Raw genomic sequence first — 21070 nt, 5'->3', positions numbered from 1 at the left:
CCGCATGCACCTGCTGAGCACCCAGCCCGGCCGCTTCGTCGAGGACGACCCGAGCGTCGTCACCCGGCTCGACCAGACGCCGGGCGACATCGTGGTGCTCAGCTCGGCCGACACCACGCTCGCGCTGCTCGCCGCCGCGCGCACGGCGCTGGCGGCCACCGACCCCGGCTACCCCTCGCTGCGGCTGGCCAACCTCATGCACCTGCGCCAGCCCGCGTCGCTCGACCTGTACGTCGACGAGGTGCTGCGGCATGCGCGCGTGGTGGTGGTCGATCACCTGGGGGCCGAATCGGCCTGGGCCTACGGACTGCAGCAGCTCGAGAAGCTCGCGAAGCGCCAGGGCCAGCAGCTCGCGATGTTCTCGGGCGACCTGCAGGAAGACGAGGACCTGCTCGCGCGCGGCACCGCGGCGCGCGGCGTGAGCCGGCAGCTGTGGCAGTACCTGCGCTCGGGCGGCGCGGGCAACGCGGCGCAGTTCCTGCGCGCGGTGGCCTTCCACGGCCTGGGCCATGGCGAGGCGCCCTTGCCGCCGCGCAGCCTGCCGCAGGTGGCGCTGCATGTGCCGGGCGGCATGGACGCGACGCACACGGTCGCGGGCATCGACGACCTGCGCGCCGGCTGGCATGCGAATGCCCCCGTGGTCGCGCTGGTGTTCTATCGCTCGCACCTGCTGTCGGGCAACACCGAGGCCTTCGATGCGCTGGCCGCCGCGCTGCATGCGCAAGGACTGAACCCGCTGCCTGTGGCGCTCGATTCGCTGAAAGACCCGCTGTGCCTGTCCGCACTGCGCGCGCTGTGCACCGAGCACGACGTGCAGCTGGTGCTCAACACCACCGCCTTCGCCGCGCTGGGGCAGGGCGTTTCGGATGAAAGCGGTGAGCCTCTGGCACTCGCGGGCGACGCCCCCGTGCTGCAGGTGATCGTGAGCGGCGGCAACCGCGAAGACTGGCTGGCCGACAGCCAGGGCCTGCGCCCACGCGACATCGCGATGCAGATCGCGCTGCCCGAGATGGACGGGCGCATCGTCACGCGCGCCGTGAGCTTCAAGGGCCTGTCGCACCGCTGCGAGTTCACGCAGACCGAGGTGGTCGGCTACCGGCCCGAGCCCGATCGCATCGCCTTCGTGGCCGAACTGGCGCGTCGCTGGTGCCGGCTGCGCAGCCTGCGCGCCGACGAGAAGCGCGTCGCCCTCATCCTCGCGAACTATCCCGGCAGCGAAGGCCGCATCGGCAGCGGCGTGGGGCTGGACACGCCGGCCTCGGTGATGGCCATCCTGCGCACGATGCAGGCCGAGGGCTACACGCTCGACACGCTGCCCGCGGACGGCGACGCGCTGATGCGCACGCTGCAGGAGGGCATCGCCAACGATCCCGCGCAATGGGCCGCGCGGCCCGCGTGGCAGAGCTACGCGCTCGCCGACTACCGCGCACGCCTCGCGGCGCTGCCCGAGGGCATGGCCGCCGCCATCGACGCGCAATGGGGCCCGCCCGAGCACGACCCGATGCTGCGCCAGGGCCGCTTCATGATCGCCGGGCTGCGGCTGGGCCGTGTGTTCGTCGGCATCCAGCCCGCGCGCGCCCTCGGCCCGCTCGGCCTGGCCGATTACGCGAGCTACCACGACGCCGAGCTGGTGCCGCCACACAGCTACCTCGCGTTCTATTTCTGGCTGCGCGATGTGTTCGCCATCGACGCGGTCGTCCACGTCGGCAAGCACGGCAACCTCGAATGGCTGCCGGGCAAGAGCCTAGCGCTCGCGGCCACCTGCTGGCCCGACGCGATCCTCGGGCCGCTGCCCAACGTGTACCCCTTCATCGTCAACGACCCCGGCGAGGGCGCGCAGGCCAAGCGCCGCACGCAGGCCGTGATCGTCGACCACCTGATGCCGCCGCTCACGCGCGCCGAGAACCACGGCCCGCTGCAGGACCTGGAGCGGCAGGTCGACGAGTACTACGACGCGCTGCTGGTCGATGCGCGCCGCGCCAAGGTGCTGCGCGCGCAGATCCTCGCGACCGTGCGCGCCCAGCACCTGGTCGAAGAACTGGGCCTGCCGGGCGCGGAAGACGATGCCGTGCTGGCACGCGTCGATGCGTACCTGTGCGAGCTGAAAGAAACCCAGATCCGCGACGGCCTGCATGTGTTCGGCGATTCGCCGCGCGCGCGGTTGCGGCGCGACACGCTGCTCGCGCTCGCGCGCTACCCGGCCGGCGACGGGGCGGGCGAGAACGCCGGGCTGCTCGGCGCGCTCGCGGCCGACCTGCTGCCCGGCGACGCCTTCGACCCGCTCGACATCGATGCGGCAAAGCCCTGGCAGGGCGCGCGGCCCGCGCTGCTGGCGGCCGTGAGCGACGAGGCCTGGCGCCACCAGGGCGACACGCGCGAGCGGCTGGAGCTGCTGGCCCAGCAGCTGCTCGAAGCGGACGCTTGTCCGCCCGATTTGCCGCACACCGCCGCCGTGATGGGCCGCATCGCGCACCGTCTCGCACCCGCGCTCGATGCATGTGGCGGGGAAGAATTGCGCCAGCTGTCGCGCGCACTGCAAGGCCGCTTCGTGCCGCCGGGTCCGAGCGGCTCGCCTTCGCGCGGCCGGCCCGACGTGCTGCCGACCGGGCGCAACTTCTACGCGGTCGACACGCGTGCCATCCCCACGCCCACGGCCTGGATGCTCGGTCTCAAGTCCGCCGCGCAATTGGTCGAACGCCACCTGCAGGAACACGGCGACTACCCGGTGGCGCTGGGCCTGTCGGTCTGGGGCACGGCCACCATGCGCACCGGCGGCGACGACCTGGCGCAGGCCTTCGCGCTCATCGGCGTGCGGCCCAAGTGGGCGCCCGGCAGCCAGCGCGTGGTCGATTTCGAAGTGCTGCCCACAGTCGGCATTGGGCGTCCACGCATCGATGTCACGCTGCGCATCTCGGGCTTCTTCCGCGATGCCTTTCCCAACGCCGTGCAGATGTTCGACGCCGCCGTGCAGGCCGTGGCCGCGCAGGAAGACGAAGACGCCGAGCGCAACCCGATCCGCGCCCGCATCCTGCGCGAGGCCGCCGCGCTCGAAGCGCAGGGCGTGGCGCCCGGCGAGGCACGCACGCAGGCCGGCTGGCGCGTGTTCGGTTCCGCGCCCGGCAGCTACGGCTCGGGGCTGCAGCCGCTGTTCGACCATGGCGACTGGCAGACCGACGACGACCTGTCGAAGGCCTACGTCGGCGGCAGCGCCCATGCCTACGGCCAGGGCAGCGACGGCGTGCCCGCCAGCGATGCGCTGGTGCGGCGGCTGCGCGCCATGAACGTCGTGCTGCAGAACCAGGACAGCCGCGAGCACGACCTGCTCGACTCCAACGACTACTACCAGTTCCAGGGCGGCATGGCCGCCGCTGTGCGCCATCTCAGCGGGCAGCAGCCGGCGATGTACCACGGCGACCACGGCAACCCGCAGGCCCCGCACGTGCGCACGCTGAAGGAAGAAATCAGCCGCGTGATCCGTTCGCGCGTGGTCAACCCCAAGTGGATCGACGGCGTGAAGCGCCACGGCTACAAGGGCGCCTTCGAGATGGCCGCCACGGTCGACTACCTCTTCGGTTTCGACGCCACCGCGCGCGTGGTGGGCGACCACCAGTACGCGATGGTGGCCGACGCCTACGTGCTCGACGAGGCCACCCGCGACTTCGTGAACGCGCACAATCCGCGCGCGCTGCAGGACATGCTCAACCGCCTGCTCGAAGCCATGCAGCGCGGCCTCTGGCAGTCGCCCGGCGACTACAAGGACCAATTGGAAAACCTGCTGCTCGACCACGAGCAGCAGATGGAAGGAAGCCCCCAATGACCACAGCCGCCCCGATGCCGGTGCCGTTCCCCTTTGCCGCGATCGCCGGCCAGCCGCAACTGCGCCAGGCGCTGCTGCTGGCCGCGGTCGATCCCGCGCTGGGCGGCGTGCTCATCGAAGGCCCGCGCGGCACCGCCAAGACCACGGCCGCGCGCGCGCTCGCCGAGCTGCTGCCCGGCGCGCCCTTCGTCACGCTGCCGCTGGGCGCGAGCCTCGAAAGCCTCGTGGGCACGCTCGACCTGGGGCAGGCGCTGGCCGGCCACGAACTGAAATTTGCGCCCGGCCTGCTGGCGCGCGCGCATGGCGGCGTGCTGTACGTCGACGAGATCAACCTGCTGCCCGACGCGCTCATCGACTCGCTGCTCGACGCGGCGGCCAGTGGCGTCAACGTGGTGGAGCGCGACGGCATCTCGCACCGGCATGCCGCGCGCTTCGTGCTCGTGGGCACCATGAACCCGGAAGAGGGCACGCTGCGCCCGCAGCTGCTTGATCGCTTCGGCCTGTGTGTGCGGTTGCGCAACCTGCAGGACGCGGCCGAGCGCCAGGCCATCGTGCGTGCACGGCTGGCCTTCGACGCGGACCCGCAAGGCTTTCGCGCGGCGCATGCGAAGGAGGAGGCCGAACTCGCGGCGGCGCTGGTGCGTGCGCGCGCGCGCGTGGCAGACGCGGCGACCTTGCCTTACGGCGACGCGGTGCACGAAGCCGTCGGCGCGCTGTGCATCGCGGCCGGCGTGGACGGCCTGCGCGCCGACCTCGTGATGCTGCGCTCGGCGCGCGCGCTCGCGGCGTGGGAGGGCGCGGCATCGATCATCGACGACCATGTGCAGCGCGTGGCCGAGGCGGTGCTGCTGCACCGGCGCCATCCAGCGGTCGAAGCAGTCGTGACGCCCCCAATGACGTCACCCGCACCTCACCGCAAGCCGGGCGATGCGCCCGCACGCGATGCCGGCGACGGCGACTGGGGCGCGATGCCGCCCGAGCCCGTCGGCATCGAGCGCGTGAAGCCGCTGCGCCCGCTGATCTCCGCGTCCCAGGCCGCCCCAAAAAAAGCCTGAGCCTCCGGGACGCCGCACCCGCTGGCGCACGCCAGGGTGACCGGAGGCAGGGCACGCAACGGGACGCCTGGCACGGTGCCGCCGCGCCCGGCACGGCGTTCGACTGGCCGCGCACGCTCGTCGCCCGCGGCGCGGACCGCCTGCAGGCCGCGCACCTGCGCCATCGCCCGCAGGAAGCGCGCAGCGGCGCGTTGCACTGCTTCCTGCTCGACTGCTCGGCTTCGATGCGCCACGACGGCCAGCTCGCGCGCGCCAAGGGCCAGCTGCTCGCGCTGATGCAGGAGGCCTACCAGCGGCGCGACCATGTGGCGCTGCTGTGCTTTGCCGGCGACGTGGTCGAGCTGCGCCTGCCACCGCGCCGCGCCAGCGCCTGGAACGACGACTGGGTTGCACCCATCGCGGCCGGTGGGGGCACACCGCTGGCACTCGGCGTGCTGCGCGCGCAGCAGTTGCTGGCGAAGCACGAGACTCGCCAACGCTGGCTCTGGCTGCTGACGGACGGCCGCAGCAACGAAAGCCCCGCGCGCCCCGCCGCGGCGGACGTCGCCTGCGTGATGGACTTCGAGCGCGCCCGCACGCCGCTGCACCGGGCTAGGCAACTGGCGGCGCAATGGGACGCCCGCTACGTGAGCGCCTGAATCACAGGATTGAGGGGCGTGCCTCGGCGCTCGTGGATCGACTTGGGGCGAGAAGGGGCATCCGCGGCACGGCATGCCAGTGCAGGTGGCGCCTTCGATACTGCGGCGCTCCCAACGAAACCCAGGAAACCCCATGTCCGTCACTCCCCGCCGCGTGGTGCGCGAAGGCGCGTTCAAGCACATCATTGCCGACGGCGTGCAGGTCGGCGACACGATCTATCTCTCGGGCCAGGTGAGCGTGGACGGCGAGGGCCGCACCCTCGGCGCCGGCGACATTGCGGCGCAGGTGCGGCAGGCCTACGCCAACGTGCGCGGCGTGCTCGCGTCCTTCGGCGCCTCGATGGCCGACGTGGTGGACGAAACCCTGTTCGTGACCGACATCGACGGCTTCCTCGGCCAGGCCGACGCGCTGTTCGCCTTGCGCGCCGAGATGTTCGGCGGCGAGCCGCAGATCTCGCAGACGCTGGTGCAGGTGGCGCGGCTGGGCAGCCCGGATTGGCTGATCGAGATCAAGTGCATCGCCAGAACAGCTGCAGCCTGAAGGGCTGAAGGCCTGTTCCGCCAGGCAGTTCGGGTACCGTATGGCATGCGTCCGAAACCCCGTCTCCTGGCCCTTGCGTTGACCCTGGCCATGCCTGCCGCCTTTGCCCAAACCGAGGCGTCCGTGCAGCCCTTGAGTGCCGAAGAGTGCAAGGCGCAGGAAGCCGTGCTGGAGCGGGACATGGCCCTGGCCCGTTCGCGCGGCCAGATGCTGCGCCGGCGTGAGCTGGCCGACACCCTGAGCGCGCTGCAGCAGCGCTGCCAGGCGCTGGCGCCGATGAGCCGCGAAGCGCGCATCGAGAAACTGGAACGCGAGATCCGCACGCTGCGCACCGAGCTCGAACGCGCGGAGGCGCAACTGCGCAGCGTGAAGAGCGAGTCGCCCTGAGCCTTGGCGGCTCGCAGCTACCTCACCAGGGCAGGTCGCTGAGTTGCCTGCGCGGGTCCGACGCAGCCGGCGCCACGTCGGCCGCCGTGGCCGGCCCGTCTTTCTCCGCCACGGCCTCCACCGGCGCCAACATCGTCCCGCGGCAGTTCGGCGAGCCGCAATGGCAGGGGTACTTCGATGGCGGCGAGCCGTCGTCAGCCGTGAGCGAGTAGTCGATGAAGAGCTCGTCGCCGGCCTCCACCGCTTCCATCGTCTGGAAGCGCAGCACCATCTCGCCCGCCTCGTCGTACTCCTCGACCGCCTCGCAGTTCGGCTCGCACGAATGGTTCAGGTGGCGCGTGGCGTTGCCGCCCTTGGCGCCGTCGATGGTCTCACCGGTCGTCAGCGTGAACAGGTAGGTGAGCTGGTCGTCCCAGAGCTTGGAGGCGACTTCCTGCCTGGTGTAGCGGCGGCCTTCGTACAGGCCCAGGAAGGCTTCGGCCGGCAGGTCGCGCGTGGCGAAGGCGCCCAGGCCATGCACGCCGCTGGGGCCCACGCGGATGAAAGGGGTGGACGAGGTTCGCTTGGGGGACTTCATGAACGGACGGGGCGCGAGGAATCGGAAGAAAAGGTGGGCTGGGGCTGGAGTGTGGCGGTCATCTCGATCTGGCGTATGACAAGGGTGGCGCCGCGTGCGGTCAGGGCGCGGTGCAGCGGGCTGCCCTCGGGCTCGTCGACCAGCCGCCAGCGTGCGCCCGGGCGTGCCTGCGCGAGCGCATCGAGCAGCGCATGGGCCGAGGCCTCGTCGGGTGCGGCGGCGTCGAGCAAGGTGTTCAGCGGCAGGGTCGCTGGCAGGAGGATGGCGTAGCCGCTCGTTGCCGTGCCGAGGGCCACGGCGCCGTCGTGCACCAGCGCACCTTGCACGGTCGGCCACTCGCGGCGCCAGGTGGGGCGCGAGACGGCGGTGCAGGCTGCATGCAGGGCGGCGAGCGCATCGGTATCGGGCGCTGTCGAAGCTGCATCGGCACGAGGCTCGAAGCTGCCTTCGAGCACCTCGAGCGCGCGGGTTTCGACGAAGCCCGCCTGCCGGTACAGCTGCCGCGCCGGGTTCTGCTCGATCACTTCGAGCTGCACCTGCGCGATGCCGGCCGCCGACAGGTCGCGCAGCTGCGCGTCGATGAGTTGCTTGGCCAGCCCGCGGCGGCGCTGCGCGCTCGCGATGCCGAAGCCCGCGAGGTAGGCGCGCGGCCCGCGCCGGCCGACGAGCGAGAGGCCGCAGGCCTCGCCGTCGGCGACGCTCACGCGCGAGAGGCCAAGGTCGGCCTGGGCGCGCCGCACGTGCCGCTCGAACATCGCGCGGTCGAACGCGATCGGCACGAAGTAGTCTTCGTACGAGCGGTTCCACAGGGCGGTGAGTTCGTCGGTGCCGAAGTTCGCGGCGGGAACGATGTCGAAGTTCATGGCGTGCCGAAGATCAGTTGCGCGGCGCATCCAGCGACGCAAGGCAATTCACGATGGCATCGGCCGCCTCGTCGAGCCGGGGGCCGGGCCGCATCATCAGGTCGAAGCGCGCCGAGGCAAAGCTGCAGACGCGCCCGCGCTGGATGGCCGACATGGCCGACCAGCCGGGGCGCCCCGCCATGGCCGAGATTTCGCCGAGGGCCGAGACCATCAGCACGTCGGGGTTGGCGCGCACCACGAACTCGGGGTTCATCCTAGGGAAGGGGCCGAGCGAGCCGGGCACCGCGTTGGCCAGGCCCAGGCGCGCCAGGGTTTCGCCGATGAAGGAGCTTTCGCTTGCCGCCGCGACGCCGCCGTGCACCTCGAAGTACACGCGCCGCCCCTGCCAGTTCAGCGGCACGCGGGCGCGCGCCGCGTTCAGCCGGGCATCGAGGCTGCGCCAGAAAGCCTCGCCCGCGCCCGGCTTGCCGGTGGCGCGGGCCACGGTTTCCATCACGCGGCGCATGTCGGCATGGGTCTTGGCGTCGAGCGCCAGCACCTTGATGCCCAGGCGCTCCAGCGCCTCGGCAGCGCGGCTGCGCGGGCGCAGCAGCACGAGGTCGGGCTTGAGCGCGACGATGCGCTCGATGTTCGCGTCGTCCATGCCGCCCACCTGCGGCAGGCCCTTCACCGCCGCCGGCCAGTTGGCGTGGCGGTCGATGCCCACGAGCCGGTCGCAGGCGTCGAGCGCGCAGACCGTCTCGGTGAGCGAGGGCATCAGCGACACGATGCGTTTGGCCGGCGCCTGCAGCTCGAGCACGCGGCCGCGGTCGTCTTCCAGCCGGATGGCGCCGGCGTGTGCGGCCGGGCCGATTCCCAGTGCCACGAAGGCCGCGGCCCGGGCGATGTGGCGGAAGGCGGTTGAAAAGGGTGGGCGCTGGGGCAGGGCGTTGAAGGTCATCGGGGCGGGCGGAGTCAGCCCGCTATTGTCGCGGCGCTTGCATCCGCAGCTGGCGCGCCGCTTCTTCCGCCCGTGCGTCGTCCACTTCGCGCAGCACGTTGCTGAGATCGACCGGGCCGGTCTCGCGCACGAAGGTGCCCGTGAGCTCGGTCTCGGGCCGCAGCAGGCCGCGCTCGTAGAGCTGCCAGATCTCGTCGCCGTAGTGCGTCTTCAGCAGCGCGGGCGCGTACTGCCCGAAGAAGTTGCGCAGGTTCTCCACGTCGCGCAGCAGCATGCGCTTGGCGTGGTTGTTGCCGGCGGCATCCACCGCCTGCGGCAGGTCGATGATGACCGGGCCGTCTTCGGCCAGCAGCACGTTGAACTCCGACAGGTCGCCGTGCACGATGCCTGCGCAGAGCATGCGCATCACTTCCTTGAGCAGGCTCGCGTGGTGCAGCAGCGCGTCTTCGGGCGAGAAGGCCACGTCGTTCAGGCGCGGGGCGGCGTCGCCGTTGGCGTCGGTCACCAGGTCCATGAGCAGCACGCCTTCGAGGAAGTTGTGCGGCGTGGGCACGCGCACGCCGGCCGCGGCCAGGCGGTAGAGCGCATCGACCTCGGCGCTCTGCCAGATGGCCTCGGTCACCTGGCGGCCGAATTTCGTGCCCTTGGCCATGGCGCGCGCTTCGCGCGTGTTCTTGACGCGGCGGTTCTCGGTGTAGTCGACGGCCTGGCGGAAGCTGCGCTTGTCGGCTTCCTTGTAGATCTTGGCGCAGCGCGTTTCGTCGCCGCAGCGCACGACGTAGACCATGGCTTCCTTGCCGCTCATGAGCTGGCGCACGACGCTGTCGATCAGGCCCTCGTCGACGAGGGATTGCAGTCTGGGGGGTGTCTTCATGCGCGCGCCTCCGGCACAGCCAGGGGGCGGGTCGAGAGGAAGGCCCTCAGGCTTTCCGTGCCGATCTGGTAGGCGCCATCATGCCTGTGCGGGGCAAAGCCCAGCTGGCGGTTGATGGCGAGCATGGGCGCATTGGCCTCCGCGTTCTGCGTGACGGCGATCACCACCTCGGGATGCCGCTCGCGCACCAGCTGCAGCATGATCGCCTTCACGCCCTTGGCCAGTCCCTTGCCGCGCCAGGCGCGGGCCACGCCCGTGAGGCGCTGGAACATGCGGTCGGGGTACAGCTGGTTCCAGCTGGCGTCGCACACGGCGGCCACCTCGTCATTGGCATCGCGCAGCAGCACGAGAAAGTGCTCGCCGCCGCGCCGGTCGATTTCGGCGTACCAGGCGTGGAAGCCTTCGAGCTCGAAGCGCAGGGGCGCGCGCTCCAGCGCGCTGGTGGGCGCGTCTTCGAGCAGCGCGGACAGCGGCGCCATCAGCGTGGCCAGCCGATCGAAGGGCACGCGGCCTGCGTGGATCTCCAGGCGCAGCCCGTGCGTGGGCGCGAGGGCGTCGGCGCGCCAGCGTGCGAGCGCCGCCCAGTCGAGGCCGGCGAAGGCCATGTGGTTCTCGATGCTGCGGTGCTTCTCGGTCGCGCCGATGGCCGCGAGGAACGCCCGGCCTTCCGGCAAGTGGGTCTTGAAGGTCGCAGTGGAAGGGCCACGCGCCTCCATCAGCGCCAGAAGCCGGTGCAGCAAGGTGCTGGCCACGCCCTGGCGCTGGTGCGATCGCAGCACGCCGCCCCACACGTCGATGAAAGGCGCGAAGGTCGCGTAGTCGGGCGAGCCTTCGCGGCGCACGCCCATGTTGAGGCTGCCGACGATGCGCCCCTGTGCGTCCCGCGCGAAGGCGCGGTGCACCACATGCAGCGGCGTGTGCTGGCGCACGTCCTGCTGGGTGTGGGCGTCGTCGGGCTGCGGCTCGCCCGGAAAGTCTTCGTCGTGGCGCTGGCGCCAGTAGGCCAGGGCCTGCGCCCATTCTTCAGCGGACGCCCGCTGCGGATCGAAAAGGGAAGTCACGAACTGCCGCGCATCGGCGGCACGGGTTTCAAGCATGGTGAGCCTTGATTCGAAAAGGGAACGGACCGCGCGCGGCACTCGTGTGCCGGCGTGGCGTTGTCTGAATCGGACGGCGTGTCGCGGCAGGACACCGCGAGGGTCGAACGGGCTGGCTGGTGGTGCCTTCAGCGGCACCTGGAGCGTGGAAAGCGCTTCAGCAGCAGTTCGGATGCGACCCGACGAACCGTACGTGGGAGGGAGAGTGAATAGCAGTGTCTTCCATCGCGCACCTCCAGTCCGGTTTGTTGATCGAGGCGTCGAATGTAGCGAGGTTCGCGCGGTCTGTGAAGTGCAAGGCGCCTGCGGCAGAATCCAAAAACCAACAGGGAGATGCCATGAATCCGAAGAAGATCTTCGACGCGGCGGGCGAAGCCGATGTCGACACGGTGCGCGCCTGCATCGCGGCCGGGGCCGACCTGGCCGCCGTGAACAAGCAGGGCTTCACCGCGTTGCAATGTGCCGCGGCGGGTACGAACGAAGCCGAGCTCGAACCGATCCTCGCCGTGCTGCAACTGCTGCTCGAGGCCGGCAGCCCGCTCGAATACACCGGCACCGACGGCCGCACCGCGCTGTACCTCGCGGCCGAGTTCTCGCCGACCACAGAGCCGGTGCAACTGCTCATCGACGCGGGCGCCAACCCCGACGTGCGCGACAGCCACGGCAACCACATCACGGAGAACGCGATGGAGGAAGAGGTTGCGCAGCTGCTCTCGCGCATCACCGGCCACGCGCTGCCCGAACCGCCGCCGCCCGAGCCCGACCCGGTGAAGATGAGCGCCGCGCAATGGCGCGCCGCCGAAGCACGCATCGCCGACGTGTTCGCCGCGCTGACGCAGGCGGGCCTGGTCGCGCTGCAGGACGCGGGCGACACGCAGTCCGACGGCTTCTCCGATTGCTCCGAAGCGTTCCGCGAACGCGGCGGCAAGAAGGCCGGCGTGCACGGCTTCTGCTTCTACACGCGGCAGGACCAGAACCGCGCCAAGCGCACCAGCCAGCTCTCGCTCGCGTTCTGGGGCGCGCCCGAGGGCGGCGATGCGGACATGCAGCGCGTCGGCGAACTGGTGGTCGGCCAGTTTCGCGGCGCGGGCTTCGAGGTGCGCTGGAACGGCGCGTCGTCGATGCGGCCTGAAGTCGATCTGCGCGCCTGAGCCTCAGCCCAACGCCGCGCGCAGCCGGGTCGCGAGCTGTCGCGCCTGGGTGGGCGAGGCGACGTTGGTGAAGCCCATCAGCAGCCCCTGGCTTTCAACGGCCGTGGTGCCCCGGGCTGTCAGTGGCTGGCAGTTCAGGCCGGCCGCCTGCGCGCGACGGGCCAGCACCACGTCGCTGTCGCGGTGCCCTTCGAAGCGCGCGATCAGGTGCATGCCGCCGGCCTGCAGGTCGATGCGCACGCCGTCGCCGAAGGCTTTGTGCAAGGCCTCGACCAGCAGGGTGCGGCGGCGCGCGTAGAGCAGGCGCATCTTCTTCAGGTGGCGCGAGAAATGGCCGTCGCGCATGAAGTCGGCCACCGTGGCCTGCGTGATCTGCGGGCAGCCGTTGGACGCGGTGCGCGACGCGTCCTCGAAGCGTGCGCGCAGCGATTCCGGCACCACCAGGTAGCCCAGCGCGAGGCCCGGGTAGAGCACTTTCGAGAAGCTGCCCGCGTACAGCACGCGGTCGTGCCCGTCGAGGCTCTTGAGCGCGGGCAGCGGCGCACCGGCGTAGCGGTACTCGCCGTCGTAGTCGTCCTCGACGATCCAGGCCTTCGCACGCGAGGCCCAGTCGAGCAGCTGCAGCCGGCGCGCCAGCGACATCGACACGCCCAGCGGCGCCTGGTGCGAGGGCGTGACGACCGCCATGCGCGCCTTCGGCGAGCGGCGCACGCCGCGCGCGACCATCAGGCCCTCGTCGTCCACCGGCACGGGCACCACGCGGTGGCCGGCGCTGTGCAGCACGTCGCGCGTGGGGGCGTAGCCAGGGTCTTCGATCCACACGCGGTCGTCCCTGGCGAGCAGCGTGCGCGCCACCAGCGCCAGCGACGCGCGGTAGCCGCCGGTGACGAAGACCTGCGCCGGCTGGCAGGCCACGCCACGCGACACCCGCAGGTAGGCCGCGATGGCCTCGCGCAGCGGCGCATGGCCCGCGGGGTCGCCGTAGAACAGGTCGGCCGCGCCCATGGCGCGCGCACGGCGGGCCATCAGCCGTGCCCAGAGCTTGCGCGGAAAGGCATCGAGTGCCGGGATGCCGAGCTGCAGCGGCGGTGGGGCGGCGGGGCCCGCCAGTGCAGGCGTATCCGCGACGGGGCGCGAACCGGCGCGCACCGGCCGCTGCATCGGCAGCGACGGCGACACCACCGTGCCCGCCTGTCCCTGCGCGCAGAAATAGCCTTCGCCCGCGAGCTGGCTGTAGGCCGCTTCCACCGTGCCGCGCGCCACGCCCAGCTCGCTGGCCAGGCTGCGCGCCGACGCCACGCGGTCGCCGGGGCGCAGCACGCCGTGTTCGATGGCCGTGCGAAAGCGCTCGTAGACCTGGCGATGCAGCGGGGTCGCCGTGGAGCGGTCGATGCCGGGGAGGGCGTTGTCTGGCGGTTCGGTCATGGCCCAGTCATTTTGACGATTCTTGGTTCTTTCGTCTGGTGCATCACGATCCTAAGCTCGAGCCTTCGAACAGCCAGCAGGAAAGAAGGACACGCAATGGGCGAGAAGGTATTCGTGGCGGGCGCGACCGGGGCCGTGGGCTCGGTGCTGATCCCGCTGCTGGTCGAGGCCGGCCACACGGTGCATGGCGGCACCCGCCGGGCCGAGCGTGCGGCGGCGCTGGAGGCACGCGGTGCCACGCCGGTCGTCGTCGATGTGTTCGACGCGCAGGCCTTGCGCGACGCGCTGGTGCGCATCGCGCCCACGGTCGTCATCCACCAGCTCACCGATCTGCCCCGGGACCTGGACCCGGCGCTGATGGCCGAGGCGGTGGTACGCAATGCGCGCGTGCGCATCGAGGGCACGCGGCACCTCGTGGCGGCGACGCTGGCGGCCGGTGCGAAGCAGCTGATTGCGCAAAGCATCGCCTGGGCCTACGCGCCCGGGCCGACGCCGCACGCCGAGGACGAGCCGCTCGACCTCGGGGCCGAAGGCGGTCGCCGCATCAGCATCGACGGCGTGGCGGCGCTGGAGCGCAGCGTGCTGGGTGCCGTCGGTCTCACGGGCACCGTGCTGCGCTATGGGCAGCTGCATGGGCCGGGCACTTCGAACGCGGCACCGAAGGGCGTGAGCCCGGTGCATGTCGAGGCCGCGGCCTGGGCGGCGTTGCTCGCGATGCGGCATGCGCGCGGCGGCATCTTCAACATCGCGGAGGACAGCGCCGAGGTCAGCAGCGAGAAGGCAAGGCGCGAACTGGGGTGGCATGCGGCATTCCGGCTGTCACAGGAGGTCGCGTCATGAAGGCCGCACGCTGGCATCGCGCGCCCTCCATCGGCGCGGGCCTCGCGGGGCTGTCGCTGGTGCTCGCCGCCGGCTGGGCGCTGATGCCGCGCGCCGGCCAGCAGGAGGCCGTGCAGTGGTTCGCCGACGTGTGCAGTTCGGTGGCGCGGCCGATGTTCGCGTCTGCGCCCGTGCCCGCAGGCTCGGAGGCCACGGCGCGGCCCGCGACGCAGGTCAAGGTGCTGTCGTGCGAGGCGCTGCCGCATGTGCCCGGCAAGTCGGTGACGACAGTGCTGGTCGACTTTCCGCCGCTGGCCTATTCGCCCGCGCACCGGCACCCGGGCTCGGTGACCGCGATCATTGTCGAGGGCACCATCCGCTCGCAGCTGGGCGGCGGTCCCGTGGGCACTTTCAAGAGCGGCGAGACCTTCTTCGAGCCGCCGAACACGCTGCACATGTTCGCGGAGAACCCCGACCCGGTGAAGCCCGCGAAGCTGATGGCAGTGTTCGTCACCGATACCAACTGCGGACCGTTGTTGCTGCCGCCCTGAAGCTTCTGGTGCTGTGCGCACAGCTTCGAGAGAGCGTCAAACGCACGCGCCTTCGGCCCCGGATCGCGCAAGGCCACCGGGGCCGCACGGACTGCGCGCGTTTAGAGTCCGGCGATGACCCTGACCTATGCATACCTCGCTGTCGCGATCGTCGTCGAAGTGCTCGCGACCAGCTTCCTCAAGGCCTCGGACAGCTTCACCCAGCTCTGGCCCAGCGTGGCCACGGTGGTGGGCTACGCCGTGTCGTTCTACTTTCTCTCGCTCGCGCTGCGCGTGCTGCCTACTGGCATCGCCTACGCGATCTGGTCGGGCGTGGGCATCGTGCTGATCTCGGTCGTGAGCTGGCTCTGGTTCGGCCAGACGCTCGATGCGCCGGCCATCGTCGGGCTCGGGCTGATCATCGCGGGCGTGGTGGTGGTCAACGTGTTCTCGAAGTCGGTGGGGCACTGAGGCATGGGCACGATCGAACAGCTGCTGCCCCGCTTGCCCGCCGGCACGACGTGGACGCCGGCCAGCGAGGGCGAGTCGGGCGATGCGGTGTTCCGCCGCAGCGATGGCGCGGCCTTCGCGAAGGTGTCGCTCGGTGCGGGCGCCGCGCAGCTCGACGAAGAGCGTCGTCGCACCGAATGGCTCGCGCCGTACAACATCGGCTCCGCGCGCGTGCTCGACTGGCGCGTGACACCCGAAGGCGCCTGCCTGGTCACGGCCGCGATGCCGGGCGTGCCGGCCAGCGACCTGCCGGCGGCCGACCTGCTGCGTGCCTGGCCGTCGATGGCGCGGCGCCTGCGCGCGCTGCACGAGATTCCGGCGGGCGAGTGCCCGTTTGCGCGCCCGCTGTCAGCCATGTTCGACCGCGCCGCCGATGTCGTCGCGCGCGGCGCGGTGAACCCGGAGTTCCTCGACCCGGACCAGCAGGATGTTCCCCCACCATTGCTGCTGGCACGGCTGCACGCCGACCTGCCGCACCGGCTGGCACAGGAAGCGCAAGACCTCGTGGTGTGCCACGGCGATGCCTGCCTGCCGAACTTCCTTGTCGATCCGCAGACGCTGCAATGCACGGGCCTCATCGACGTGGGGCGGCTGGGCACGGCGGACCGGTATGTCGACCTGTCGCTGCTGCTGGGCAATGCGCGCGAGAGCTGGCGTGATGCGGCCGACGCGCGCGCCGCGCATGCCTTGCTGTTCGCGCAGTTGGGCATCGACGCGCCCGACGACGGCCGGCTCGAGTTCTATCTTCGGCTCGACCCGCTGACCTGGGGCTGATGGCCGCGCCGGCGCGCCGCATTGTTTCCTTTTCGGGAACGCCGTGGTTCTTTTTGCTGCGGGTTTTTACCTAGATCACGCCGCACAATTCATCTCACGGACCGGCCCCCAAAAGCCGGTCCGGATGAACAGGCCCCGAGCGAGTTGGCCGCCCTTCAAGAAGAGGGACGGTGACCCACCCCAGACCGGTTCAAACCCTCCAAGCAAACACTTGTACTACTGAACTGAATTGAAGAAGGAAACCGCCATGAACGCCTCGAAGATCCTCTCCGCCGTTGCTGTTGCCCTGATGGCCGTCGCCGGGGCCGCCCACGCTGAAACCTACGAAGGCGTGCATCGCCTGACCTCGGCCGCCAACCGCGCCGACGTCGCCGCACAAGCTGTCGTGGCCGCGCACAGCGCCGACCCCTATGCCACCGGCGCCGAGGCAGGCCCCGCCCAGGTGTTCGTGTCGACCGTGAGCCGCGACGCCGTGCGCGCCCAGGCCGTGGTGGCCGCTCGCAGCGAGAACCCCTACAGCGAAGCCGTGACCTCCCGCGTGGCCCCGGTGCTGGCCAGCGGCCTGGACCGTGCCAGCGTGCGCGCCGAAGCCCGTGCCGCCGCACGCGGCGAAGCACTGCCGCTGTAATCGATCGGTCTGACAGGCAGGCACGCGCACTCGGCCCCACGGGGCGGGTGTCGGCGGGCCAGGGAAAGAAAAACCGGCCTTGCGAAAGCAAGGGCCGGTTTTTTCACGAACGGGGTGGGGCGGTCGTCAGAAGCAGCGTTCTTCGATCGTGCCCACGCGGTCCGGATAGAAGGCCACGTAGTCCTTGATCGGCGCGACCGATTCATAGGGTGACTCGTAGGTCCACACGGCATTCACCGAGCGCTCGCCGCCGGCTGGAATGCTGTAGTAGGCGCACTCGCCCTTGTACGGGCAGTAGGTCGCATGCGTGGTGCGCTCCAGCAGCGACATGCGCACGTCCTTGCGCGGAAGGTAATGCACCGTGCCGAAATGCGACTCTCGCAAGGTCAGCGCCTCGCGCGAGCTGGCAATGACATGGCCTCCCACCGACACCACCACGCGCAACGGATTCGGCGTGATGGTGATCGCATGGTCGGGGCCCGGAATCTTGACGGTGCGTTCTGGCGTGGCGAACATGGACAAGCTCCTTCGGACGAATCGGCGGATGCGCATCTTGCTGCGTTGTCGCGACGATTTGAAGTCTCCCGCGAATCCACCTGTTCCCGGCGTGGTCAAAGGCGGCCGGGCTCGAAAACCAAAGTTTCAGATTCGCTGTTTTTGCGGTGTACCCCGAAGCCCGCGCGGCCCGGCGCGATGTGTTCGCGCAGCGTGAGCGCCGGAATTTCGTAGTCGCCGCCGTTCTGCGGGCGGAACGCGATCGGGTCGGTGGTCCACAGCGTGTCGAGCCGCTCGCCTAGCTCGCCGGTGATGCGCGCATAGGCTGCAGCGTCGACCTTGCCCGTGCGGTGCACCACGAAGGGCGGCAGCACATCGAAGCCGGGGTAGTAGAGGATGCCGTGGTGGATGGGAAACAGCAGGTCGTCCATCGGCCCGTTGATGCCGCGCGGGGCGTAGTGCGAGGCCCAGCCGCCGGTGGTCACCACCAGCATCGCGCGCTTGCCGGCCAGCGTGCCTTCGCCGAAGCGGTCGCCCCAGTGTGTATCGGAATGTTCGCCAACGCCGTAGGCAAAGCCGTAGGCGTAGATGCGCTCGATCCAGCCCTTGAGGACGGCGGGCATCGAGTACCACCACAGCGGGAATTGCAGGATCACCGCGTCGGCCCACAGCAGCTTCTCCTGCTCGGCGGCGATGTCGGCGGTCTGCGTGCCGCCCTCGAAGGCGCGCAGCGAATCGAGCACGGGGTCGAAGGGCGCGGCGGTGTCGCGCGCGGGAAAGTCGTCGGCGTCGAGCGCGGGCTTCCAGCGCATCGCGTACAGGTCGGACACGCGCACGGTATGGCCGGCGCTCGTGAGGCGTTCGACCATGAAGCGATGGAGCGAGCCGTTCAGCGAGGCGGCTTCGGGATGGGCAAGGACCAGCAGGATGTTCACGGTGTCAAAGGGTTCGAGTGAAGATGCCCTCAGGTTAGGGAGCGCCGCGCTATATTGGAAATGAATAGTTTGAATGCCAGGTATCGCCATGAACAATTTCAGCCGCATCGACCTCAACCTGCTGGTCACGCTCGACACCTTGCTGGCCGAGCGCAACGTGACCCGCGCGGCCGAGCGCCTGAACCTTTCGCAGCCCTCGGTGAGCGTGCAGCTGGCGAAGCTGCGCGAGCTCTTCGGCGACCCGCTGCTCGTGCCCGCGCAGCGCGGCATGCGGCCCACCGCGCGTGCCGACGAACTGCGCGAGCCGTTGCGCGAAGCGCTCGCCTCGCTGGGCCGCGCGGTGGCGCCCAGCCAGCCCTTCGACCCGGCCAAGGCGACCACCACCTGGCGCGTGGCCGCGGCCGACTACGCCGAGTCGGCCATCCTGCTGCCCGCGCTGGCCGGCCTGCGCGCGGCCGCGCCGAACACGCGGCTGGCCGTGGTCGAGGCCGTGCCGACGCGCATGGCGCGCCAGCTCGAGCAGGCGGAGATCGACCTGTTCTTCCACACCAGCGTGGGCGCGCCGCCCGGCCTGCACCGGCGCGTGCTGTTCCACGAGCGCTACGTGCTGGCCGGACGGGCAGGGCACCCGCGCCTGAAGCGCCGCCCCACGCTGGCGCAGTTCTGCGCGCTGGAGCATGTGGTGGTGTCGCTCAGTGGCGGCGGCTTTGCCGGCCCCACCGACGAGGCGCTGGCGGCGCAGGGCCTCACGCGGCGCGTGGCGCTGTCGGTGCCGCACTTTCTTTTCATGATGTCCGTGCTGGCCAGCACCGACATGGTGGCCATGCTGCCCGAGCGCCTGGCGCGCGGCGCGCCGGGGCTGCGCGTGGTGGAGGCGCCGCTGGAGGTGCCGGGCTACGAGATGGCGATGCTGTGGCACGAGCGGCGGCATCGCGACCCGGGGCATCGGTGGCTGCGCGAGCAGATCGCCCGCAGCTTGTAGCGCCGGCTGGCGAGCCAGTCGCCCCCTTTGCCGGCATCGGCTTTTCGCCATGACGACGGGGAACTTGCCGCCGCGGGCGTACAGTCGAAGCGTGGGCCTGTCGGGGCTCTCTCTGCACGAATGGAGGTCGAAGATGGCCCAGCACGCAATTACCGCGGTTCACTTCAAGGACGGAAAGGTGGACCTCGTCGCCATTCACCCGGTCGTGGAGAAGGAGTTTGGTTCGACGGAGTTTTCCCTTGGCACGGCACAGCGCGTCAGCGTCGGCGAATGCGTCAAGCTCCTTGCGGCCGGCGAGGAGGTGTGCCTGGCCCGGCGCACTGAAAACCACGGCTGGGAAGTCATTTGCGACGCCCGGCTCTTGCCGGGCGGGACCGCTTTCGCCGGCGTCGACATCCTGGACCGTCCCACCGATGCCTTGCTGCAGCTTCCTGCGTGGGACTAGGTCACCGGGCGCCCGCGCTGGATGCAGCTGTGAAGGGCCGTCAACAAGTCGCCGACGATCGGTTCAGCCGGAGACGCTCTTTGTGTGACGGAAGAAGTTCTCGGGGTCGTACCTGCGCTTGAGCGCCGCGAGTTTGTCCAGGTTGGCCCGGCCGTATGCGGCTTCGATGCGGTCCTGACCCTCTTCCGCCGTCAGGAAGTTGATGTAGGCCCCGCCTGTCGAGCAGGCGCGCGTCGCTTCGAAGCAGTCCCGCGCCCACTGGATGTGGATGTCGTCGTCGCCCGGCTGCTCCCAGGAGCCCGCGATGTTCAGCACATAGGCCGCGTCCCGGTTGCCCGCCGGCGAATGCCCGGCAGGCAGCTCGCCCAGTGCACCCTGTATCTGGAACAGGAGGATGGCCGAATGGGGCGACTGAATCCGGCCCGCGTGCGCCACGGCGAGGTCGATGGTCTGCTGATCGATGCCTGGCAGGTAGTGCGACTTCCAGTAGTAGCGCCGTCCCTTGGGCTGCGTGGCGTCGAGCAGGCTCTGCATCTGCGTGTAGGGCCTGCGCGTCACGATGTCGGCCACCGGCCGGCCAAGCGCGCGCAGCGGTGCGATCAATGCCTCTCCCTCTTCGACCTTGCCGGTGTAGCAGACGAAGATGGCCACGATCGGCTTGCCGTGCACCTCCTTCGGGAGCCAGGGCGCCGGCGGCGCGATCCGCAGAACGGCCACGCTGGTCAGTTCGCGCGGGGCCTCTGCGCTGAACGCACGGTAGGCGTCGAGAACCTGCCGGGCGTCGTCGCCGCTCCATGCGATCGCACCGCCCAGGATTTCGGGGCCGACGGGAAAGAGCCGGTACTCGAAGGAGGTGACGATGCCGAAGTTGCCGCTGCCACCACGCAGCGCCCAGAACAGGTCCTCGTTCTCCTCCGCAGACGCACGCAGGACCTCGCCGCCGGCCGTCACGACCTCCATCGAGACCACGTTGTCGCAGGTCCAGCCGTGGCGACGCGTGAGGTAGCCGAATCCGCCGCCGACGGTGAGGCCTGCAATCCCGGTGGCAGACACAAAACCGAGCACGGCGGCGAGCCCGTGCAGCTGTGTCTCGCGGTCGACGTCGCCCAGCGTGCAGCCCGCCTGCGCGCGGGCCGTGCGGCGCGCGGGATCGACCCAGACACCTCGGAGCAGCGACATGTCGATCATGAGGCCGCCCTCGCAGACCGCAAGCCCTGCGATGTTGTGGCCGCCGCCGCGCACGGAACTCAGAAGCCCATGCTGGCGCGCGAACCGGACGGCCTGCACGACATCGACCGTGCCGGTGCAGCGCACCACCAGGCCAGGGCGGCGATCGATCATCGCGTTCCAGACCTTGCGCGACTCCTCGTAGGCCGGGTCGTCCGCGGTCAGCACCTGGCCTTTGAACGTGGCCTTGAACGACTGCAGGATCTCCGGCGAAAGGTCCACGGTCCCGCCGTCCATGCGTGTGAGTTGGATCGTCATGAGTCGTCTCCGAAATGAGTGAGGAAGTCGGGGGCAGCTTGCGCGTGACCAGGCGAGCGAACAAGTCCAGAATCTGAAGCGTTGCCGCTCTGGAGACGAGGC

General features: G+C 70.4%; 22 protein-coding genes. 13 read left to right on the top strand and 9 right to left on the bottom strand.

Annotated features, from left to right (window positions below; genetic code table 11):
- The first annotated feature begins 4 nt into the window (after window positions 1–4).
- The 5 genes from cobN (at window position 5) to AC3WQR_RS00245 (ending at window position 6438) form a co-directional block, all read left to right on the top strand.
- Window positions 5–3817: a cobaltochelatase subunit CobN gene (gene cobN, locus AC3WQR_RS00265; RefSeq protein ID WP_492740851.1), complete on the top strand. Its 3813-nt coding sequence runs from the start codon at window positions 5–7 to the stop codon at window positions 3815–3817.
- Entirely contained in the window at window positions 3814–4872 is a 1059-nt protein-coding gene (locus AC3WQR_RS00260) for a magnesium chelatase ATPase subunit I (RefSeq protein ID WP_369646630.1), read from the top strand. The genes cobN and AC3WQR_RS00260 overlap by 4 nt, the downstream gene beginning before the upstream one ends.
- A gap of 191 nt (window positions 4873–5063) precedes the next feature.
- Window positions 5064–5510 (top strand): vWA domain-containing protein, encoded by a 447-nt coding sequence (locus AC3WQR_RS00255; RefSeq protein ID WP_492740850.1) that lies wholly within the window; start codon window positions 5064–5066, stop codon window positions 5508–5510.
- 133 nt (window positions 5511–5643) lie between these two features.
- A complete protein-coding gene (locus AC3WQR_RS00250) occupies window positions 5644–6051 on the top strand; it encodes a RidA family protein (RefSeq protein WP_062481490.1) in 408 nt (135 codons plus the stop codon).
- Window positions 6052–6174: 123 nt separating this feature from the next.
- Entirely contained in the window at window positions 6175–6438 is a 264-nt protein-coding gene (locus tag AC3WQR_RS00245) for a DUF1090 family protein (RefSeq protein ID WP_255221224.1), read from the top strand.
- A gap of 22 nt (window positions 6439–6460) precedes the next feature.
- Here AC3WQR_RS00245 and AC3WQR_RS00240 read toward each other — a convergent pair whose 3' ends face one another.
- From AC3WQR_RS00240 to AC3WQR_RS00220, 5 genes are read right to left on the bottom strand one after another with little or no spacing between them, the layout of a single operon-like run.
- Window positions 6461–7015: an SET domain-containing protein gene (locus tag AC3WQR_RS00240; RefSeq protein ID WP_062481486.1), complete on the bottom strand. Its 555-nt coding sequence runs from the start codon at window positions 7013–7015 to the stop codon at window positions 6461–6463.
- Window positions 7012–7878 carry a GNAT family N-acetyltransferase gene (locus AC3WQR_RS00235; RefSeq protein ID WP_062481484.1) on the bottom strand — a complete coding sequence of 289 codons (867 nt, stop codon included), beginning with the start codon at window positions 7876–7878 and terminating at the stop codon, window positions 7012–7014. Before AC3WQR_RS00235 ends, AC3WQR_RS00240 begins: the two co-directional genes overlap by 4 nt.
- A gap of 13 nt (window positions 7879–7891) precedes the next feature.
- A complete protein-coding gene (locus tag AC3WQR_RS00230) occupies window positions 7892–8818 on the bottom strand; it encodes an ABC transporter substrate-binding protein (protein WP_369646632.1) in 927 nt (308 codons plus the stop codon).
- A gap of 22 nt (window positions 8819–8840) precedes the next feature.
- Entirely contained in the window at window positions 8841–9692 is an 852-nt protein-coding gene (locus tag AC3WQR_RS00225) for a PA4780 family RIO1-like protein kinase (protein WP_492740849.1), read from the bottom strand.
- Window positions 9689–10789: a GNAT family N-acetyltransferase gene (locus tag AC3WQR_RS00220; protein ID WP_492740848.1), complete on the bottom strand. Its 1101-nt coding sequence runs from the start codon at window positions 10787–10789 to the stop codon at window positions 9689–9691. Before AC3WQR_RS00220 ends, AC3WQR_RS00225 begins: the two co-directional genes overlap by 4 nt.
- 338 nt (window positions 10790–11127) lie before the next feature.
- On the opposite strand from AC3WQR_RS00220, the gene AC3WQR_RS00215 reads away from it, so the two are divergent.
- On the top strand, window positions 11128–11940 hold the full coding sequence (locus AC3WQR_RS00215) for an ankyrin repeat domain-containing protein (RefSeq protein WP_492740847.1): 813 nt from the start codon (window positions 11128–11130) through the stop codon (window positions 11938–11940).
- Window positions 11941–11943: 3 nt separating this feature from the next.
- Here AC3WQR_RS00215 and pdxR read toward each other — a convergent pair whose 3' ends face one another.
- The gene (gene pdxR, locus AC3WQR_RS00210) at window positions 11944–13365 is read right to left on the bottom strand and encodes a MocR-like pyridoxine biosynthesis transcription factor PdxR (RefSeq protein ID WP_492740846.1); all 1422 of its coding nucleotides are present in this window, start codon (window positions 13363–13365) and stop codon (window positions 11944–11946) included.
- A gap of 96 nt (window positions 13366–13461) precedes the next feature.
- Here pdxR and AC3WQR_RS00205 point away from each other — a divergent pair, with 96 nt between their 5' ends.
- The 5 genes from AC3WQR_RS00205 (at window position 13462) to AC3WQR_RS00185 (ending at window position 16626) form a co-directional block, all read left to right on the top strand.
- Window positions 13462–14205 carry an NAD-dependent epimerase/dehydratase family protein gene (locus tag AC3WQR_RS00205; protein WP_492740845.1) on the top strand — a complete coding sequence of 248 codons (744 nt, stop codon included), beginning with the start codon at window positions 13462–13464 and terminating at the stop codon, window positions 14203–14205.
- The gene (locus tag AC3WQR_RS00200; RefSeq protein WP_492740844.1) at window positions 14202–14735 is read left to right on the top strand and encodes a cupin domain-containing protein; all 534 of its coding nucleotides are present in this window, start codon (window positions 14202–14204) and stop codon (window positions 14733–14735) included. The genes AC3WQR_RS00205 and AC3WQR_RS00200 overlap by 4 nt, the downstream gene beginning before the upstream one ends.
- Before the next feature lie 114 nt (window positions 14736–14849).
- On the top strand, window positions 14850–15185 hold the full coding sequence (locus AC3WQR_RS00195; protein WP_062481473.1) for an SMR family transporter: 336 nt from the start codon (window positions 14850–14852) through the stop codon (window positions 15183–15185).
- Between the two features lie 3 nt (window positions 15186–15188).
- The gene (locus AC3WQR_RS00190) at window positions 15189–15998 is read left to right on the top strand and encodes an APH(3'') family aminoglycoside O-phosphotransferase (protein WP_492740843.1); all 810 of its coding nucleotides are present in this window, start codon (window positions 15189–15191) and stop codon (window positions 15996–15998) included.
- A 247-nt stretch (window positions 15999–16245) separates the two neighbouring features.
- Window positions 16246–16626, top strand: coding sequence for a helicase SNF2 (locus AC3WQR_RS00185; protein ID WP_492740842.1), 381 nt, complete (start codon window positions 16246–16248; stop codon window positions 16624–16626).
- 126 nt (window positions 16627–16752) lie between these two features.
- On the opposite strand, the gene AC3WQR_RS00180 is transcribed toward AC3WQR_RS00185, so the two are convergent.
- Window positions 16753–17142, bottom strand: a complete 390-nt coding sequence (locus AC3WQR_RS00180) for a DUF427 domain-containing protein (protein WP_062481469.1) — start codon at window positions 17140–17142, stop codon at window positions 16753–16755.
- A gap of 95 nt (window positions 17143–17237) precedes the next feature.
- Window positions 17238–18056 carry an NAD(P)H-dependent oxidoreductase gene (locus AC3WQR_RS00175; protein ID WP_492740841.1) on the bottom strand — a complete coding sequence of 273 codons (819 nt, stop codon included), beginning with the start codon at window positions 18054–18056 and terminating at the stop codon, window positions 17238–17240.
- 88 nt (window positions 18057–18144) lie between these two features.
- On the opposite strand from AC3WQR_RS00175, the gene AC3WQR_RS00170 reads away from it, so the two are divergent.
- Window positions 18145–19038, top strand: a complete 894-nt coding sequence (locus AC3WQR_RS00170) for a LysR family transcriptional regulator (protein ID WP_492740840.1) — start codon at window positions 18145–18147, stop codon at window positions 19036–19038.
- A 133-nt stretch (window positions 19039–19171) separates the two neighbouring features.
- Window positions 19172–19483, top strand: a complete 312-nt coding sequence (locus AC3WQR_RS00165; RefSeq protein ID WP_095747647.1) for a hypothetical protein — start codon at window positions 19172–19174, stop codon at window positions 19481–19483.
- A gap of 63 nt (window positions 19484–19546) precedes the next feature.
- On the opposite strand, the gene AC3WQR_RS00160 is transcribed toward AC3WQR_RS00165, so the two are convergent.
- Window positions 19547–20968 carry an FAD-binding oxidoreductase gene (locus AC3WQR_RS00160; protein WP_492740839.1) on the bottom strand — a complete coding sequence of 474 codons (1422 nt, stop codon included), beginning with the start codon at window positions 20966–20968 and terminating at the stop codon, window positions 19547–19549.
- Between the last annotated feature and the right edge of the window lie 102 nt (window positions 20969–21070).

It is taken from the genome of Variovorax sp. FW305-3-2-15-B-LB1, assembly GCF_058787635.1.
The sequence above is the reverse complement of the archived record's forward strand: the minus strand, read 5'-3'. Positions and strand labels throughout refer to the sequence as shown.